This is a genomic window from Paenibacillus sp. FSL K6-1318 (genome assembly GCF_037976905.1).
Lineage (GTDB): Bacteria > Bacillota > Bacilli > Paenibacillales > Paenibacillaceae > Paenibacillus > Paenibacillus amylolyticus_A.
The window spans coordinates 2,121,942-2,140,576 of the sequence record NZ_CP150270.1 but is presented as its reverse complement, the minus strand read 5'-3'; the positions used below and the strand labels follow the sequence as shown (position 1 = coordinate 2,140,576).

The following is an 18,635-nucleotide window of genomic DNA, read 5'->3' as shown; positions in this document are numbered from 1 at the left end:
TATATGGCCGTTAGGCTAGATTGTCGTAATGGTTACTTGATTACGCAATTCATCAATCAATTCTCGTGTTGCCAGATCATCCGAGAACGCAGTTGCGCTTCCAGATGCAACCCCTGTGCGGAAAGCTTCCAGCAGGTCTCCACTCTGTACAAAGGTACCTACGAATCCGCCAATCATGGAGTCTCCGGCACCAACGGAGTTTTTCACCGTACCTTTTGGCACATTCGCATGATGAACTTCCGCTTTGGTAATGAACAGTGCACCTTCGCCTGCCATGGAGATCAACACATGTTTGGCACCGGCTTCAAGCAACTTACGCCCGTATAACACCAGTTCCTCGCGAGTCTCAATAGTTACACCGAACAGTTCAGCCAGTTCATGATGATTCGGCTTCACCAGCAATGGTTCATGTACAAGAGCTTCCATTAGTGCAGGTCCAGTTGTGTCAATTACGAATTCGGCACCCGTTTGCTTGCAGACTTTAATGAGACGATCATAGAAATCTGTTCCAAGTGACGGTGGCACGCTTCCGGAGAGAATGACAATATCTCCTTTTTGCAATGAAGACAATTTGTGTAGCAACTGCGCTGCCTCTTCTGCACTGATTGCAGGTCCTAGACCATTAATCTCTGTCTCTTCTCCATGCTTCAGCTTAATGTTAATGCGAGTATCATCTGCAATCGTGACAAAGTCTGTCCGGATGTTATCTTCTTGCAACTTGTCATTAATGAAACGTCCGGTGAATCCACCAAGGAAACCAATGGCCGTGTTATCTGCTCCAAGTTGATTCAGTATGCGAGAAACATTAATGCCTTTGCCGCCCGGGAGCTTCAAATCCCGATTCATTCGATTCAGTCCGCCAAGCTTCAGCTCATCCACTTCCACGATGTAATCAATGGACGGGTTTAGTGTTATCGTATATATCATCGTTATCCCTCAATTATTTTAGTTTTCTGGGCGATTCCAGGCCGCCAGTGTTCTGGCATCTGCTCGGTAATCAAATCGGCCTCCTCCAAATCAAACAATTTGGCAAAAGTAATTTCCCCTATTTTGCTGGAATCAGCCAGCACATAAGATTTTCCCGACAATTGATGTGCACGCCTTTTAATCAAGGCTTCCTCCGGATCAGGTGTTGTATACCCCATTTCGGGGTCCACTCCATTGCTCCCAAGAAAACATTTATCAAAACGGAAGTTATCCATGTTCTGTAATGCAATACTGCCGATGACTGCTTTCGTATGAATTTTCATCATACCGCCGAGCAAGTAACTGCGAATACGTTTGCTTACCAATGCCTCAACATGTGAAAGTCCGTTCGTAACAACCGTTACATCCTTAGCTTCAATAAAAGGAATCATGGCTAACGTTGTCGTTCCTGCATCCAAATAGATACATTCCCCATTTTCGATCTCCTGTGCAGCCAAACGGGCAATCGTTGTTTTCTGTTGAATGTTTTTGAACGTTTTTTCTTCCATGCCCGGTTCCAGCGTTTTTTCATTCACCAGTGCGGCACCGCCGTGGATGCGTTTGAGCATCTGACGACTCTCCAGATCAATCAAATCACGTCTAATCGTTGATTCAGAAGCACCCAGCACATCAACAAGCTCTTGTAACTTCACAATTCCCTGTAAATGTAAGCGCTCTATAATTGCAGCATATCGTTCTTCAGTCAGCATCTTCATTCCTCCAACTGCTTCTATAGTATCATAAATCCCTCAAAAAACAACCACTTTCATTCAAAATAATTTAAAAACCTTCAAAAACCCGCATCTTTCGACTTATTTTCTTGTCCAATTGTCCCTTCCCCTGACTCCTGAACACGCATCTGATAATCTAGTCCCTATTTTATCGAAGGTGGTGACCTGATGACAGATCGTCCACACAAACGGCGAAAACCCTGTGCCCTGCATCAGAAAAAGAAAGATGCCTCTCCTCGCTTTGGATGGATCTCCTCCAACTGGAGTGGCTACGCTCGTACAGGAACACAGAACCAATACCGCCGCATCTCAGCGGAATGGACTGTCCCCTATGTTCTACCTAGTACACGTAACTCATATTCATCCGCATGGATTGGCATTGATGGCTTCGAGAACAGCAGTCTCATTCAGACCGGAACAGGTCACGACTGGATTCAAGGCAAGCCCAGCTATTATGCCTGGTGGGAGATCCTACCCGACGCGGAAACCATTATTCCACATCCCGTTTCCCCTGGTCATCGCATTCGGGCAGTCATCTCCAAGTTAACGCGCAAAACCTGGTGCATCACTCTTTCTAATCTAACCCTAGGCTGGACCTTCCGCACCATTCAGTATTATTCGGGTCCGCAGTCCTCTGCAGAGTGGATTGTTGAAGCCCCCACTGTAGGAAGCTCCGTCGCCTCCATGGCAAGGCTTACTTCCGTAACCTTCAACATGTGCCGCCTGAATGGACAATCTCCTGCTTTTCGTACCTCTCAAAAAGGGATCATGATTCAGGGACAAGGTATCGTCTCAATCCCTGGCACTCCTAATCGGTGCAAAGATGGATTTACGGTTCGCCGCAACACTTGAGTATTTAACGATCGATCGAAGTTATTTACTTCATGTTCTTGTAGTTGGCATTTCGTGGCCCTCGGATCTCCATTAAAAATCCTGCAGCCTCCAGCGCTTGATGCGTGGCGTTGCAGGATTTTGCTTTTCATGGGAAATGTATGGCGTTTATGACTCTACAACCATTGCATCCGGTTTGGGTTTAAGCCATTTGCCATCCTCATTAATAAAAGCCCCCTTGAAGCGGCCCATCTCCAATTGTTCAATCAGCCTCTCCTCGTCCATGACTAAAATCTCAGCGAGCTGCCCCGAGGTGTAATAATGAGCGGGATTGTAATCGAGCAGCACAGGAACAGACGTATCATATAGTTCTTTGATCAGATTCTCAAAGGAATGCCGACCCAGATTCTCCATGTCTCTATAAAAATGTAAATGTTGGGACACCATATTACGGAAAGATTTATTCTCCAGATGCATCCACAACGTATTACAAGCCTGAACACTCATATGATTTTGTTCCACATCGTAAAATTGAACTTCTTCAATCTTCATGTATTTCTCTTGAAATGCAACGATCTTAATCAAAGGTACATTTCGTTTACGTGACACTTTCTTCAAATGGGCTCTAAATTGTTCATAGTTCATTTCATTCATCTATTATCCCTGCCTTTAACATGTTCCAACCGACATTTTACAACAAATTAAAGGCAAGTGTAACCTTCATCATGTGAAAAACAAAAAAACGTGCAGCATCAGATGCCACACGTTCACCCTATTATAGGGTGCATTTAATCAGCCAAGGGCACCAGTTTTCGCCCACGTAGCCGTAAATTCCTGTTCTTCATACGCATAGAATTGTTGCAAAATAACCTCCCGATCATCAAGGAACAACTGATCCGCTATGGCAGTGACCAGTTTCGGCACCGCACTCTTGGTCCCCGATATTGCCGATGCGGACAGACCACAGCTGGCAAGTGCAGAGTAATTGAATACGAACAGTCCATGCAACTGCTCCTCACCCTGCTCACTTCTGCTAGTCATCGCAAATCCAGAACTCAGGTATGGATGTGCGTCCAGCAATGCATTGCGATGCTCTGGCGGAGCCTGATAACAGTCCTCCCAACGTGCGATATGCGACTCAACAAGTCTGAGTTCAGGCCGGAGTGCCGGATCACTGAGAAGACCTGTGCTAATTATCAGAAAATCAAAACTAAATGTTCCCTGTGCGGTATGCACAATCGCGCCTTGGTCTGTTGCTTCTACACTCAGCCAAGGTGAGTTCAAATGCAGTTCGAATCCAGGCCAGGCTGCCGCACGATTAAACGTATCGTTGGTTGGCGGTTGATTGAATTTGAAGAAATGAGAGATCACTTCATATTTATCAGCAACCGGAAGAGCATGGTATCGCTCGATCATACCGGATTGTTCCATCTGACGAATAGGATTAATACTAGGCAGCTGTTCCCGCCGTACAAATACATGAGCTTCTGCCACACCAGTGGCAAGCGCATAACTGGCATTATCAAAAGCAGAAGCGCCGCCACCAAGCACTGCAACCCGTTTACCTTTTAACCGTTCAAAATCAATCGCTTCAGACGTATGAGCATACAGCTCCCGAGGTAATCTATCGGCAATCATGGAAGGTACATGCCACTCTCCGCCCCCCTGTATTCCCGTAGCAAACACTACTTTACGAGCAAGTATGACATCCATCTGAGTTCCTGCCTTGTTCACATGAAGTCGATGTATTCCGTTTTCTGTTGGCTCAACCAGTGTCAATTTCACCTCATTAAGCATAGGCAGATTCAATACTTCCCGATACCAGCGCAAATAATTCATCCAGTCTCCACGCGGGATCTTGTCTACTTCTTCCCAACCTTCGGGCCCTACCTGTGCTTCCCACCATGAGCGAAAGGTTAACGAGGGGATACCCAGATCGATGGAAGTCAGATGCTTAGGTGTACGCAAAGTAACCATACGCGCATATGTCTCCCAAGGTCCTTCAAGCCCCGATGTATTCTCGTCAATGACCACAATATTGGAGATTCGTTCACGAAGAAGCCCAAATGCCGCCCCTAATCCACTCTGGCCTCCACCCACAATGACGACATCATAGACATGACCATCCGCATGTTCTCTTGGACGTACCCAGTTCGCGCCACCAAATGACAAATAATCCAGATCAGTCTTCACACGTTCATTCAAAACTTCCAGGCTCATGATTGATCAACCCTTTCGAGATACATATATGAACTATTCTTTCTTGATTATTTTTGATGTAAGTTTGTTGTTAGTTATATTGGAATAATTATGATTTCACCTTGTATTCCTGAAATATATTAGCGTTATTATATGAGTTATCGGGGATGAATTGAAGTTCGCGGCAGCTTTATTGTCATCAAAACTAAAAATAACTGACATGCTTGTTAATCTGCACGAAATACCTAACGGGACGGTGCCTTCGCCCTCTTGTGCGCTTCCTTCTAGACGGGTGCTTTTGCAGAAAATGAAAAAAAGACAGACCAAGATGTAACCTTGGTCTGTCTTATTAGAGGAATGCTATTGGCCGGCTTGTTCACGGCGCTGCAATTTTTCATTGGTTAATTTCTCAGGGGTCACATCATGACCCAGTGGGTCCACAACGGATACTGCCAACATGGTTGTCAGCACCTGACCTCGAATAGCCTGTAAATATTGTTTTCTAAGCTCCTGCTGCTCACTTTTTTCTGCTTTCGTCAAGCCGACGCTGCTGCGTTGTTTCCGGCTTAATTCATTGATGCGTCCCAAAATAGGAATCATGCAATCCACCTCACTTGTTAGTCCAATTTCCAAAAGATATTTCGAATATCTTCAAACTAACTTATTACAACTTTACGAATTTGTCCATAGGCGCAATCCGTTAAGAAGTTTTTAGGTGATCTCATGCACAGACCACACAATACCATTCGTAGCACCACTGCCCAGGTTCAAGGTGAGCGTCAACCCGTTTGCGGCATAGAACAGTCCGATCACATCTCCCGCATTCAATGCCACTTCTACCGCCAAAGTAACTGCACCGCTTCCCAGTACTGCCCGCAGTGTTAGTAGTGTAATCGCCACATTTAGCACAGGCAATAAACCACTAACTAGCGTTGTAACCGTAGGTGATGTTCTTTGGACAAGAAAGGCAGGGTTAACCCCAGCACCCAGTGATAGGGCGATCGCTGCAGTCGTTGCATAATTGATCGTCGCCACAATGGAATATCTTCCTGTCACCGGGACCGTATAATTTCCTGTTGTTGCATTGAAGTTGGCATTACCGTAATAAGGACTCGTTGTCGTCCAGTTGGTTAACTGTGCGCTCGTTGCTGTAGAAAGTGTAGCCAGGAAGGCCGAGAATCCTTGTGTTGCAAAGTTGGGCCCGGTTGGGCCCGTGGCTCCTGTCAGCCCCGTTGCCCCAGTCGCACCTGTAGTTCCTGTGATGCCTGTTGCTCCCGTAGCTCCAGTTGCACTAGTTACACCAGTTATGCCAGTAGCTCCTGTAAGTCCGTTAGCACCAGTTGGTCCAGTCGGGCCCGTTGCACCTGTGATGCCGGCTGTCCCTGTTGCACCTGTGGCTCCTGTACTCCCTGCTGCTCCAGTTGAACCAGTGGCTCCTGTAGAGCCAGTCGCTCCTGCACCTCCGGTTGTTCCTGTGGTGCCCGTTGCACCTGTAGTTCCAGTTGTGCCGGTTATGCCGGTTATGCCAGTTAGGCCTGCAGCTCCCGTTATTCCTGTTTCTCCAGTTGCTCCGGTCGCGCCTGTTATACCTGTAACTCCTGTTGAACCCGTACTTCCTGTGGCTCCTGTAAGACCAGTCGCTCCTGCAACTCCAGTTGTTCCCGTGGGGCCAGTTGCACCCGTTGTACCTGTGGCTCCAGTAAGTCCGTTAGTGCCTGTGGCTCCTGATACACCTGTGATCCCTGTAGCCCCAGTTGCTCCGGTCGCGCCAGCAATACCCGTGGTTCCGGTAATACCAGTTGAGCCCGTTGTACCCGTCGGGCCAGTTATGCCAGTGGCACCGGTTGGTCCCGTTACACCTGTCGTACCAGTAGCGCCTGTTACACCCGTCTCTCCTGTAATGCCCGTGGTTCCTGTTTCTCCAGCTAATCCCGTAACACCAGTTGGACCAGTGATTCCTGTTACACCTGTTTCCCCTGTGATGCCAGTTGTGCCCGTTACGCCAGTAGCTCCGGTTGTTCCAGTGCTTCCTGCTGCTCCAGTCACACCTGTAATACCCGTAGTTCCGGTTATGCCGGTAACTCCCGTAGTACCCGTGACCCCAGTGGTACCGGTTGCTCCCGTTACACCTGTCGTACCGGTTGCGCCTGTTACACCCGTCTCTCCAGTAGCTCCAGTCACGCCCGTAATTCCAGTCGCGCCTGTTACGCCAGCAACTCCCGTGGTTCCCGTGGCTCCAGTCACACCAGTCGTACCTGTGACCCCTGTTAGACCCGTTTCCCCTGTGACCCCAGTTACACCAGTACCGGTTAAACCAGTAACTCCCGTAGTCCCCGTACTTCCCGTTGCTCCTGTCGTACCCGTGACCCCAGTCGCTCCGGTCGCACCTGTAGTACCCGTAACACCAGTCGTCCCGGTTATGCCAGTGGCACCGGTTGCTCCCGTTACACCTGTCGTACCGGTAGTGCCTGTTACACCCGTCTCTCCAGTAGCTCCAGTCACGCCCGTAATTCCAGTCGCGCCTGTTACGCCAGCAACTCCCGTGGTTCCCGTTGCTCCAGTACCACCGGTGAGTCCTGTCGCACCAGTCGTTCCTGTGACCCCTGTTAGACCTGTTTCCCCTGTGACTCCTGTTAATCCAGTCGTACCTGTTACGCCAGTAACTCCGGTTGGTCCCGTTACACCTGTCGTACCGGTAGCGCCTGTTACGCCAGCAACTCCCGTCGTTCCCGTTGCTCCAGTAGCCCCGGTGGGTCCCGTCGCACCAGTCGTACCTGTGACCCCTGTTAGACCCGTCTCACCAGTTTGGCCAGTTGTGCCGGTGGCACCTGTAATTCCAGTAGCTCCAGTCAGTCCAGTCGCACCTGTGATCCCGGTTAGACCCGTCTCCCCAGTGAATCCAGTAAGTCCAGTTACTCCCGTAACTCCAGTAACTCCGGTTGATCCTGTCACACCAGTTTGACCAGTAATTCCAGTAGCACCAGTCGGCCCGGTTACGCCAGTTATTCCTGTGACTCCAGTTATGCCAGTCGCACCAGTGGCTCCGGTTGGTCCTGTCGTGCCGGTAACTCCTGTTACACCCGTCTCTCCTGTAATGCCCGTGGCTCCAGTTAATCCCGTAACACCAGTCGTACCTGTGACTCCTGTTAGACCTGTTTCCCCTGTAATGCCAGTTGTACCCGTGAGCCCAGCTATACCCGTTTCCCCTGTGACACCAGTGGCTCCGGTCGCACCCGTAACACCAGTTGGTCCTGCCGTGCCGGTTATGCCAGTGGCACCGGTTGATCCCGTCGTGCCAGTAAATCCTGTAGTACCTGGAACCCCAGTGAATCCAGTTACTCCCGTCTCACCAGTTTGGCCAGTTGTGCCGGTCGTGCCGGTTGGTCCTGTTTCACCAGTAATACCCGTTGGTCCGGTTGTCCCTGTAGCACCTGTAAATCCAGTTACACCAGTTATTCCTGTGGAACCAGTACTCCCTGTTTCTCCTGTAACTCCAGTAGTACCTGTGACTCCGGTTATGCCAGTCGTACCGGTTGGTCCCGTTACACCTGTCGTACCTGTAACGCCTGTTACACCCGTCTCTCCTGAACTACCAGTGGTTCCTGTTGCTCCACTTAATCCCGTTACACCAGTTGGACCAGTGATTCCTGTTACACCTGTTTCCCCTGTAATGCCAGTTGTGCCCGTTACGCCAGTAGCTCCGGTTGTTCCAGTCACACCTGAGATACCCGTAGTTCCGGTTATGCCAGTGGCACCGGTTGGTCCCGTTACACCTGTCGCACCGGTAGAGCCTGTTACACCCGCCTCTCCAGTGGCACCAGTTGCTCCCGTCGTTCCGGTAAATCCTGTAGTACCTGTAACCCCAGTTACGCCGGTCGTGCCGGTTATTCCTGTTTCACCAGTAATACCCGTTGAACCAGTTGCCCCTGTAACTCCAGTAGTTCCAGTTACCCCGGTAACTCCGGTGGGACCCGTACTTCCTGTTAGACCCGTACTTCCTGTTAGACCTGTTTCCCCTGTGACACCAGTTACGCCAGTTGTGCCGGTTACGCCAGTAAATCCGGTTGTACCCGTGCTTCCTGTTGCTCCAGTCGTACCTGTGACTCCGGTTGTGCCGATGGGTCCTATTGAGCCGGTGACTCCTGTTAACCCTGTATCACCAGTAATGCCGGTAGCACCAGTAATTCCAGTGAATCCAGTCACACCTGTGTTGCCCGTAACGCCAGTAACTCCCGTAGATCCGGTCGCACCAGTGATTCCGGTAATCCCTGTTAGACCTGTTTCCCCAGTGGCTCCAGTCGCGCCAGTTATACCAGTCGTCCCAGTTACTCCAGTAATTCCTGTGATACCCGTACTTCCCGTTGCTCCAGTAACCCCGGTGACTCCTGTTGGACCTGTCTGACCAGTGACGCCAGTAGATCCGGTCGCACCTGTTGTACCCGTAACGCCTGTTACACCCGTCTCTCCTGTAATGCCCGTGGTTCCTGTTTCTCCAGTCGCACCAGTGACTCCCGTTAGACCCGTAATGCCGGTTGTACCCGTACTTCCCGTTGGGCCGGTCGCACCTGTAATCCCCGTTTCCCCAGTGGTACCCGTAATGCCGGTAGATCCAGTAATACCTGTCGTACCGGTTGGTCCTGTTTCGCCAGTGACTCCGGTTGTGCCTGTGACCCCGGTGGGTCCCGTTAGACCAGTCGTTCCGGTAACTCCTGTTTCACCAGTGCTTCCTGTAGCACCGGTCACGCCTGTGATTCCCGTGGGTCCTGTTACTCCAGTTAATCCCGTAACACCAGTTAAGCCAGTCGTGCCGGTTGGCCCTGTTTCTCCGGTGACCCCGATTATGCCCGTAGCTCCGGTAATACCAGTTGAACCAGTAGACCCGGTGAGTCCTGTCGCGCCAGTTATACCAGTAATTCCTGTTGTGCCACTACCTCCGGTTACTCCCGTAATACCAGTTGTTCCCGTTACTCCAGTTATACCTGTCGTGCCGGCTGGTCCTATTTCACCAGTTGGGCCAATAGAACCGGTAGGGCCCGTTACACCTGTGTTTCCAGTTAGACCGGTCTCCCCAGTAACACCAGTGGCCCCAGTCGGTCCCGTCGCGCCTGTGAATCCTGTTAGACCCGTTTCCCCAGTGACACCAGTCAGTCCGGTAGCTCCGGTCACGCCTGTGATACCCGTGGTTCCAGTAATGCCAGTTTCTCCAGTTGCACCGTTCAGTCCCGTCACACCAGTCGGACCTGTGACCCCTGTTAGACCTATATCTCCAGTTATTCCGGTTGCACCAGTAATTCCTGTGGCTCCTGTGCTCCCAGTTAGACCCGTCTCTCCAGTTACGCCTGTTGCTCCGGTCACACCAATTGTACCCGTAACGCCAGTTAAGCCAGTTGTGCCGGTTGGTCCTGTTTCGCCGGTGACCCCGGTTATGCCAGTAATTCCGGTATTACCAGTTGAACCAGTAACCCCGGTGAGTCCTGTCGCGCCAGTTACACCAGCAATTCCTGTTGTGCCACTAACTCCGGTTGCACCTGTAACGCCAGTTGTTCCCGTCGCACCCGTACTTCCAGTAGCTCCAGTTATACCTGTTAGTCCTGTCTCTCCTGTTGGGCCAGTTACACCAGCTGTACCCGTGTTTCCGGTAATACCAGTTGGTCCAGTCGCACCCGTAGGACCTGTAATACCAGTTGCACCTGTACCTCCTGTTAGACCCGTCTCTCCAGTGACACCAGTGGCCCCGGTCGCTCCCGTAATTCCCGTCGGGCCGGTTACGCCAGTCACTCCCGAGATACCTGTAATTCCAGTTGCTCCAGTCGCCCCAGTCGGTCCCGTCGCTCCTGTCGTGCCTGTGAATCCTGTTTGACCCGTTTCCCCAGTGACACCAGTAAGTCCGGTAGCTCCGGTTACCCCTGTTAACCCTGTCGGTCCTGTTGGACCGGTAACTCCCGTTAGTCCTGTGAACCCTGTTTCTCCAGTTCCACCTGTCGTGCCGGTGTTTCCAGTAGCACCCGTAATTCCTGTTGTGCCACTAACTCCGGTTGCACCTGAGATCCCCGTTTCTCCAGTTGCGCCAGTTGATCCCGTCACACCTGTCGTTCCTGTGACCCCTGTTGGACCGGTATCTCCAGTAGTCCCAGTTGCACCAGTAATTCCTGTGGCTCCTGTTAAACCAGTATTGCCGGTTATGCCTGTAACGCCGGTTGTACCTGTACTTCCCGTTGCCCCTATCTCCCCAGTAGATCCTGTAGCACCTGTAACTCCGGTGGTACCTGTTTCTCCACTAGATCCAGTCGAACCTGTCTCACCAGTTGTGCCTGTCGTACCTGTAATTCCTATTTCTCCAGTAGCGCCTGTCGGCCCTATCTCACCTGCCGTGCCGGTAATTCCTGTTTCACCGGTCGCACCTGTGATGCCCGTGGTTCCAGTTACTCCAGTTAATCCCGTAGCACCAGTACTTCCAGTAGATCCAGTCACACCTGTGTTGCCCGTAACACCAGTAACTCCCGTAGCTCCGGTCGCGCCAGTCGGTCCTGTTATACCCGTTTCCCCAGTGGCTCCAGTCGCACCAGTACTTCCAGTCAATCCAGTAATACCGGTCGTCCCAGTTACGCCAGTAATTCCTATGGTACCCGTACTTCCCGTTGCTCCAGTAACCCCGGTGGCTCCTGTCGGACCTGTAACGCCTGTTACTCCCGTCTCTCCTGTAATGCCCGTGGTTCCTGCGGGTCCCGTCTCCCCAGTTGGGCCGGTCGTACCTGTAATCCCCGTTTCCCCTGTGACACCAGTTGTGCCAGTTACGCCAGTGGCGCCAGTCAGTCCGGTAATTCCTGTGGTACCCGTGACGCCATTCGTACCTGTTGCTCCTGTTTCGCCTGTGACCCCGGTTGTGCCGGTTACACCGGTGGGTCCCGTTAGACCAGTATTTCCTGTCGCTCCGGTGAGTCCTGTCACACCTGTTAGACCCGTTTCTCCAGTGGCACCAGTTGCTCCGGTCGCACCTGTACTGCCCGTAAATCCAGTAATTCCTGAAGCACCAGTATTTCCAGTAGCTCCCGTCTCACCAGTTAATCCAGTTGCCCCCGTAGTGCCTGTTGTTCCAGAAGTACCAGTGATACCAGTCGCTCCAGTGTTGCCCGTGGGTCCTGTTTCTCCAGTTACACCTGTGGTTCCGGTATTACCAGATGAACCAGTAGTCCCTGTCGGACCTGTGACCCCTGTTAGCCCCGCTTCTCCAGTGGCACCAGTTGCTCCGATTGAACCTGTAATGCCAGTAAATCCTGTAGCTCCTGTAGCTCCTGTAACTCCGGTTACTCCAGTCGTTCCTGTTGTACCGGCAATTCCAGTATCGCCAGTGACACCTGTGGTTCCTGTGGTTCCTGTTTCCCCGGTTGCTCCAGTTGGACCGGTCACCCCTGTAACACCTGTGAATCCAGTTATCCCAGTAGTACCAGTCAGTCCGGTTACACCAGTTGTTCCGGCCGCACCCGTAGTTCCTGTAAATCCAGTAATACCTGTTGTGCCAGTGCTTCCTGTTTCTCCAGTAATACCAGTCACGCCTGTATTCCCTGAAGTACCAGTACTTCCAGTGGCTCCAATCGCGCCGGTTATACCGGTCGTCCCAGTTACGCCAGTAATTCCTGTGGTACCCGTACTTCCTGTTTCTCCAGTTACCCCAGTCGGTCCTGACGCACCAGTCGCCCCGGTTGGTCCCGTTACACCAATCGTACCTGTTACACCCGTCTCACCAGTGGCACCCGTAATTCCTGTGGTTCCTGTTGCGCCAGTACTTCCCGTTATACCTGTTAATCCAGTCGGACCTGTTAGCCCTGTCTCGCCAGTGACACCAGTTGCTCCTGTTGCTCCAGTTGTTCCTGTTTCGCCAGTAGTTCCAGTTAGTCCCATCAAACCAATCCCAGTTGGACCAGTTGCGCCGGTTGTTCCTGTGACTCCAGTCGATCCGATGCCAGTTGCACCTGTAACTCCTATGCTTCCTGTAGATCCAGTTGCTCCCGCCTCACCCGTTAGACCGGTTGGACCTGTAAATCCGGTAGTTCCAGTCACACCTGTGGTGCCCATCAGTCCGGTAACTCCAGTTGCCCCTATAGCCCCAGTTATTCCGGTACTGCCCGTGATTCCAGTTGAACCCGTAACTCCCGTAGCCCCAGTGACCCCAGTCCGTCCTGTTAGTCCGGTTGCTCCCCTTTTGCCTGGAGACCCAGGATCTCCGGTTAACCCGGTAGCTCCAGTTGTTCCGGTGTATCCTCTCATTCCCCGATAACCCCGTGGGCCGCGAAGGAAAGGAATCCTGTGGCTTTTCTTGTTTTTGCATGAACGTCTGCTTTTCTTACATAACTTACTCTTCTTCTTTGGGATAGAGTGCTTTTTTGATTTTTTGTCTTTCCGTTTAACTGTGCTGATTGAGGAAATTTTGCGTTTCTTTCTGGACATACCGCTCACAAGAAAATCCCCCCTCCTTGTACACCACGTCAAATCTCCGCATTTTACAATAGTACACTCTATGCCCAGGACTAGCTTTGTGCGCCCCCTAATCAATATGCCTATGAAACCACCATAGTTAGTGATTAATCAATTACTTTTCTTTAAAAAATATCTTCCCCTTCACTCACCCTGTAACTCCTTAATCGTCAACGCAATTCCCTCTTCAAAAGATGTTGCCACAACTGGACCAATCTGTTCCTCATATTTCTGTCTGCTCAAGATCAGGGGTTCCTCGGTCAGATATAACATCTCTACAATTTCTTTCATAACGGGTACACCCAGTCCAATCAACGACAATCCCACTTTTCCTAATGCTATCACAGGTTTTCTTCTCCCCGCAGCCTTCTGTGCCATACGCACAATCTCATGACCCGAAATGATCCCCTCTCCAGGAATGTTCCAGTTCTGTCCATACGTCGTCTCCCTGCTTGCCAGCTCCACCACCATAACCGCAGCATCCGGTAAATAGATGTACTCTCTGGGTACTTTCATATTGCCGATAAAAAAAGCCATCTTGCCTTTCGCTATTGCTTCAAGCGTTGAACCCAGATAGGAAGCCTGGTTAGCCGTTGGACCATAATAGTCCGGCAAACGAACGATCATCACCTGAGCTCTGCTCCATCTTGTGCTGAATAACATTTGTTCATAGGCAAGTCGTGTCTTGCCTTTGCGGGTATGTGGCTGTTTCGGGTGTTCTTCCGTTACCTCCCTCATTTGCCTTCTACCATAAGGGTAGATTCCGTCTATTACAACCACATTCAGACCCAAGTGTTCTGCCGCCGCCATCACGGATTCGCCCAGCGGAATCAGCCTGCTCTCCATTTCGTTATACGGGACATTCGCACAATGAAACATGACATCCGTTTCCTGGGAAGCAGCGATAATATCATCCGACCGAAATGCATCTCCCACTGCGATTTGCAGGTGATCTGGAGATCCCAACTTTACCGCAAGTTGCTCCAGTTTTTGACGGGAGCGCCCAAAAGCAATCGTAGAAATGCCTCGTTTAATCAATTCCTCCGTAATCGCTGCACCTGTTCCACCTGTGGCTCCAATCACAATAGCTCTTTTCAACGTAGATCGACCCCTTTCATCCATTTAGTTATTGATCAATTACTTACCTAACAACAATATAATCCATAATTAGTGATTGATCAATAACTAAAATTCAAAAAGGGAATTCCCATCCCTCTCTATCGATCCTTCAGCTCCGGCATATCCAGTGCAGTAGATAAATTACACAACATCCCGATCGCCAGGAAAATCATGGTTCTTTTCAGCGGTTCAGCAATACCTGCAACTGTGAAAGCTTCCAGTACCATGCTTCGTACATCACTAATGCCTTTTTGCATGGCCTGACGAATGACTTCTTCCCGGATCGTTTGTGCCTGCATCTGAAGCAAAATTTCGCTCTTGTGCGATTCCAGAATCTTATCGTAGGCTTCAATGAGATCATTCTCCAACTGATCTGGCGTCGCCGTCTCCACCACAATTCGAAACGAATCAATCACTCGTGTCCATGAGACCTCAATTGCAGTTAATAATAAAGCTTCTTTGGTTTTGAAAAAACGAAAGATATACGGCTGTGAGATCTGTGCCCGTTCAGCCACTTGAGCTGTAGTCGCCCGATAATAGCCAATCTCCGCGAACACATCAATTGCCGCAGAGATAATATCATTTCGCCGATTAACCGACGCTGCTGTATCTTTAGCCATCATTTTCCCCTTCCAACGTTCAGTTATGAATTGATCAATAACCTGAAGTATATCTGATTCATCTACTCAACGCAAAACGCAATAAAGTGACACTTCATTTATTAACCCTTGAGCTTACTCGGATTATAGCCATACGTTTGCCTGAAACGACTGATGAAATAACTGCTGTTCACATACCCAACCAGATGGGCGGCCTCCGATACACCAACTTGCCCACTCTCCAGTAGCTCACGCGCCTTTTCCATCCGTTTCTGAATGACATACGCATGAATGGATCTGCCGTATTGCTGCTTGAATGCTCGTTTAAGCTTATTTTCATTCATCATGGCCGGTCGAACCAGCTCCGGAATTGTAGGTGCGTCAGCATAACGGGTATCCAGAATTCGTTTGACTTCCTCTAATCCAGCTCGGTCGGAGTCACTCAGTCTCACCTCTTGCACATGGGGCTGCGATCGGTCTGTCAACTCTCCGGCAAGCACTGCAATTAATTCCGCCAACTTGGCTTCCAAATAATATTCACGGATCTCATTCGTGTAGTTGCACTGTATCATGTCCTGAATAACCCGACCTGCCACAGGCGGTATATCGATCCCTGCATTTTTCGGCAGATGATTAAATGTCCCAATCGCTCCAGTCTGACGTATCGTCTCAAACAGCATCGGATAGTATTCATTTCGGATATGTAACCCCAGTTGCACACTTCGCTGCCCTTCTTCATATACATTGGATGCGGCAAATGTACCACCCTCATAGATCCCAAAGTGATTTTTCAACAACCTATGCTTACGTCCCGTATCTCGATTACACCACTGCTGCTCACCCTTCAGGTTAAATGCAAGGACGAATCCTGCATGTTCACTACGCTCATCGACGACTGTATCTCTACACGGGGTAAGATCACAGAACGACCAATTGGCATGTGGTCCCAGACTTGTTGTTTGAAATACACCGCTCCCCGCGTGATCCGGTAGATAAAATGTGGACATATCGATCCTCCTTATTCAGATATAAAAGCTCCCGTTTAAGGCAACAAGTGCATACGTATCTGTTGTAACATTTACACATCAAGCTATTGAAACCAATACTCGTCACTTAACCTTAGAAAAGGAGCAGACATCATGAAATCCCTAGACAACACCTACTATATCGCACTGAGTTTCCATGTCCCCAAGCCAAAGCTTAAAGCATATCATGAGTACCTCAACACCCACGTGATTCCGGTTTATATGCGAAATATGAATGAGTCCATCACAACATACAACATATACACCCACAAATTAACGACAGAAAAACACGGTGAATTTCCCTTATGGAACATGTTACACGTTATACAACTTCAAAATTATGATCTGGCTGCACCTCTCATGAGCGAACTGAACCAGATCCAGTCGTTTCCTGATACCATCATCGTTCGTCAGGAATTGCTCGTCAGTACACCAAGCAGTAACTTTCCCCTCCAAAACCAACAAACCCGCAGACGCTGGCTCAAGCCGCTGCAGGTTGTGGAACATGTCGATGTTCAGCAGGATTCCTTGGAAGAATTCCGCAACATCATGATCCACGGGAATGGACCAGCCATGAATTTCATTTTGAGTGAACGGAAATGGTGCCAAAGCTTCTATGCGCTGGAAACCGAAGAAGTATGGACTCATCACCCAGATTACCCGGAGTGGAATCAGCTCCACATTATTGCCTTGTACCCGGAAGCCCCTTTTCTGTATAAAAAGGATTTTGGACGTGGTCTCGCCCAGGCTTCTGGCGCCAGTTTCGAAGAGAACATGGATCGTCTGAAACAGATTCGTACGATGCGGTACAAAAGTGTAAGTTCACTGCTGTAGAAGATTACGCAATCGGGATTCCGAATCCAGCTTCGGACAACTGTTGCAATAACCATGTGAATGACTGCCGTCTCCAACCTGATAAGCCAAACAACAATATCGGCGTATCAAGAACGGCGGTCCTTGCCACTCAGGGTGATCAAAGCGATGCAGCTTCATGGCAAACGTAAATGCATTTTCATTTTGTTCGTCAAGCCATATGTTTTGATCTTCCTGGATCTGTGCAAGGCGTTGATTCGTCTGCCATATTATTTGATCATTGACCATACGTACATACAATTGTTGCACATTATGCGCAACTAGAGTCCACATGACGTTATAACTCGCCCCTGTACCATCAGCAACCGCTCGCAGAACAGTTTCCAGATGTAGCAGCATTTTCTTCTTGAGCAAGGTACTCTCTGACCTGCGCTGAACAGAATCTTCACCCTCCAGAGAGATTCTCTCAAGCCGGGTCTCATATCGCATGCCACCTGCTCCATTCAATTCAAACCGTACATCATCATCGGCTATGCTAAGTGTAGTGTCGTATAGACTAAATGCGGAGATTACGGCCATCACCAACACCGAATAGCGCTTGGCAAAGAGTGTACCAACGGCCACAGCCCCTTTGCCGTCCAGTTGAAGCCCTTGCTGTATCGCCTGTTCACGTAATATCGAGTTTCGTTTCTCTTCATTCAGCAGATCCTTCACATGGAAAGCATACTTGAAATCATCGCAGCTGGCTCGGATCGTCGTCACAAAAAAATGCTGTAATGTTGCCGACATCTCTGAAAGGTTATGCCCTGAATAACGTTCCATCTATTGAATCATATCTTCAATTTCGTTAATAATCTCGCTGCGACCGATTGCCCCCCAGCCCTTAAACAGCCAGAACGAGTCTGTCGTATAGACCTGATCTGCACCAACAGCTGGTACTCCCTTCCAGAGCGAGCTTGCGTTGATGTTGCTCAAATACTCCTCGGCATTCGGATCAACCTCAAGAACGACGAAATTGGCATCGATATCCGCGATTTTCTCCATGGACAGGTCCTCACGTTGTTCGGCAGGCGTCACAGCAGTGGGTACAAATCCAAGATCATGATACAAGAGTGTGTTGGTTGGATGGCCTTTTTCCGCATAAATTTGCAAGGTCTTCTCTCTTACACGCAAGTAAGCCAGCTTTTTCTGATCCAGTTGTTCGATCTTCGCTGTTAGTTGTTCTGCCTGTTGTTCCACCTCAGCGATTTTCTCCTTGGCCAGATCAACCTTGTTAAATAACCCGGCAATGGTCAACAGATCCTGTGTCCAATACGTTGTGTCATCTTCATAATCCAGCCATTCGTTACCAAGTACAATCGTCGGAGCGATTTTCTCCAACTGCTCATATGTACTCTCAGCAGTTCGACTCTCAACAACGATGACATCCGGATCAATCTGCAGGATAGCCTCCAGATTGGGGCTATCTGCCGACCCTACCGTTGGAACACCGGCCAGCTGATCTGCAAGATAAGGCAGGTAATCTCCGCCGTAACGTACCTCTACATTAACGCCTGCTGGTTTTTCACCAATCGTTAGCATGTGATCGATGTAGGCGGCGGATAATACAACCATACGCTCTATCTTTTGCGGTACAACTGCTGTTCCTTTGAGATGTTCAATCGTTTGAGTACCACTCTCTTCCACAGATGTATCCTGTGGCTGAGGCGTTGCTTCCGTTACTTCTGCTGTCTTGCCACATGCCGCCAGAACGAGCACAAGCAAGGCCAACAGTATCATCGTTGCTGCTCTCTGTCTTACCATTTGTAGTAAATCCCCTCTACTATTTAATAATAATAATCATTATCACTATAGTAGGGAAAAGCGAACAGGCTTGCCAT

Annotated in this window: 13 protein-coding genes; 2 read left to right on the top strand and 11 right to left on the bottom strand. The window is 49.7% G+C overall.

All coding sequences use genetic code 11. The features are described 5' to 3' along the window. Positions 1–15 precede the first annotated feature (15 nt). A complete protein-coding gene (pfkB, locus tag NYE45_RS09570) occupies positions 16–927 on the bottom strand; it encodes a 1-phosphofructokinase (RefSeq protein ID WP_340016494.1) in 912 nt (303 codons plus the stop codon). Positions 928–929: 2 nt separating this feature from the next. Continuing rightward, entirely contained in the window at positions 930–1,676 is a 747-nt protein-coding gene (locus NYE45_RS09565) for a DeoR/GlpR family DNA-binding transcription regulator (protein WP_017689448.1), read from the bottom strand. Positions 1,677–1,865: 189 nt separating this feature from the next. Here NYE45_RS09565 and NYE45_RS09560 point away from each other — a divergent pair, with 189 nt between their 5' ends. Next, positions 1,866–2,549, top strand: a complete 684-nt coding sequence (locus NYE45_RS09560) for a G1 family glutamic endopeptidase (protein WP_340016493.1) — start codon at positions 1,866–1,868, stop codon at positions 2,547–2,549. A 147-nt stretch (positions 2,550–2,696) separates the two neighbouring features. Here the strand turns inward: NYE45_RS09560 and NYE45_RS09555 are convergent, their stop codons facing one another. The 7 genes from NYE45_RS09555 to NYE45_RS09525 form a co-directional block, all read right to left on the bottom strand. Beyond that, positions 2,697–3,182, bottom strand: coding sequence for a hypothetical protein (locus NYE45_RS09555; protein WP_340016492.1), 486 nt, complete (start codon positions 3,180–3,182; stop codon positions 2,697–2,699). A gap of 138 nt (positions 3,183–3,320) precedes the next feature. Next, positions 3,321–4,748 carry an NAD(P)-binding domain-containing protein gene (locus NYE45_RS09550; RefSeq protein WP_340016491.1) on the bottom strand — a complete coding sequence of 476 codons (1,428 nt, stop codon included), beginning with the start codon at positions 4,746–4,748 and terminating at the stop codon, positions 3,321–3,323. A gap of 339 nt (positions 4,749–5,087) precedes the next feature. Further along, positions 5,088–5,327 (bottom strand): DUF896 domain-containing protein, encoded by a 240-nt coding sequence (locus NYE45_RS09545; RefSeq protein ID WP_047842338.1) that lies wholly within the window; start codon positions 5,325–5,327, stop codon positions 5,088–5,090. A gap of 111 nt (positions 5,328–5,438) precedes the next feature. After that, entirely contained in the window at positions 5,439–12,992 is a 7,554-nt protein-coding gene (locus tag NYE45_RS09540; RefSeq protein WP_340016490.1) for a hypothetical protein, read from the bottom strand. Between the two features lie 351 nt (positions 12,993–13,343). Continuing rightward, complete coding sequence (locus NYE45_RS09535) at positions 13,344–14,297, bottom strand: SDR family NAD(P)-dependent oxidoreductase (protein ID WP_340016489.1); 954 nt, start codon at positions 14,295–14,297, stop codon at positions 13,344–13,346. A gap of 119 nt (positions 14,298–14,416) precedes the next feature. Beyond that, positions 14,417–14,938: a TetR/AcrR family transcriptional regulator gene (locus NYE45_RS09530; protein ID WP_062833578.1), complete on the bottom strand. Its 522-nt coding sequence runs from the start codon at positions 14,936–14,938 to the stop codon at positions 14,417–14,419. Positions 14,939–15,039: 101 nt separating this feature from the next. Next, on the bottom strand, positions 15,040–15,924 hold the full coding sequence (locus NYE45_RS09525) for an AraC family transcriptional regulator (protein WP_340016488.1): 885 nt from the start codon (positions 15,922–15,924) through the stop codon (positions 15,040–15,042). A 330-nt stretch (positions 15,925–16,254) separates the two neighbouring features. Between NYE45_RS09525 and NYE45_RS09520 the strand changes: the two genes are divergently transcribed. Further along, positions 16,255–16,776: a hypothetical protein gene (locus NYE45_RS09520; RefSeq protein WP_340016487.1), complete on the top strand. Its 522-nt coding sequence runs from the start codon at positions 16,255–16,257 to the stop codon at positions 16,774–16,776. On the opposite strand, the gene NYE45_RS09515 is transcribed toward NYE45_RS09520, so the two are convergent. After that, a complete protein-coding gene (locus NYE45_RS09515) occupies positions 16,765–17,544 on the bottom strand; it encodes a (2Fe-2S)-binding protein (RefSeq protein ID WP_340016486.1) in 780 nt (259 codons plus the stop codon). The genes NYE45_RS09520 and NYE45_RS09515 overlap by 12 nt on opposite strands. Positions 17,545–17,577: 33 nt before the next feature. Then, on the bottom strand, positions 17,578–18,558 hold the full coding sequence (locus tag NYE45_RS09510; protein WP_340016485.1) for an ABC transporter substrate-binding protein: 981 nt from the start codon (positions 18,556–18,558) through the stop codon (positions 17,578–17,580). Positions 18,559–18,635 lie beyond the last annotated feature (77 nt).

What these genes read in the sequence shown, in the direction of transcription:
- NYE45_RS09515 (WP_340016486.1), bottom strand. Translation starts at nt 17,544, where the DNA reads ATGTCGGCAACATTACAGCATTTTTTTGTGACGACGATCCGAGCCAGC.
- NYE45_RS09555 (WP_340016492.1), bottom strand. Translation starts at nt 3,182, where the DNA reads ATGAATGAAATGAACTATGAACAATTTAGAGCCCATTTGAAGAAAGTG.
- NYE45_RS09560 (WP_340016493.1), top strand. Translation starts at nt 1,866, where the DNA reads ATGACAGATCGTCCACACAAACGGCGAAAACCCTGTGCCCTGCATCAG.
- NYE45_RS09550 (WP_340016491.1), bottom strand. Translation starts at nt 4,748, where the DNA reads ATGAGCCTGGAAGTTTTGAATGAACGTGTGAAGACTGATCTGGATTAT.
- NYE45_RS09545 (WP_047842338.1), bottom strand. Translation starts at nt 5,327, where the DNA reads ATGATTCCTATTTTGGGACGCATCAATGAATTAAGCCGGAAACAACGC.
- NYE45_RS09510 (WP_340016485.1), bottom strand. Translation starts at nt 18,558, where the DNA reads ATGGTAAGACAGAGAGCAGCAACGATGATACTGTTGGCCTTGCTTGTG.
- NYE45_RS09530 (WP_062833578.1), bottom strand. Translation starts at nt 14,938, where the DNA reads ATGGCTAAAGATACAGCAGCGTCGGTTAATCGGCGAAATGATATTATC.
- NYE45_RS09565 (WP_017689448.1), bottom strand. Translation starts at nt 1,676, where the DNA reads ATGCTGACTGAAGAACGATATGCTGCAATTATAGAGCGCTTACATTTA.
- NYE45_RS09540 (WP_340016490.1), bottom strand. Translation starts at nt 12,992, where the DNA reads ATGAGAGGATACACCGGAACAACTGGAGCTACCGGGTTAACCGGAGAT.
- pfkB (WP_340016494.1), bottom strand. Translation starts at nt 927, where the DNA reads ATGATATATACGATAACACTAAACCCGTCCATTGATTACATCGTGGAA.
- NYE45_RS09525 (WP_340016488.1), bottom strand. Translation starts at nt 15,924, where the DNA reads ATGTCCACATTTTATCTACCGGATCACGCGGGGAGCGGTGTATTTCAA.
- NYE45_RS09520 (WP_340016487.1), top strand. Translation starts at nt 16,255, where the DNA reads ATGTTACACGTTATACAACTTCAAAATTATGATCTGGCTGCACCTCTC.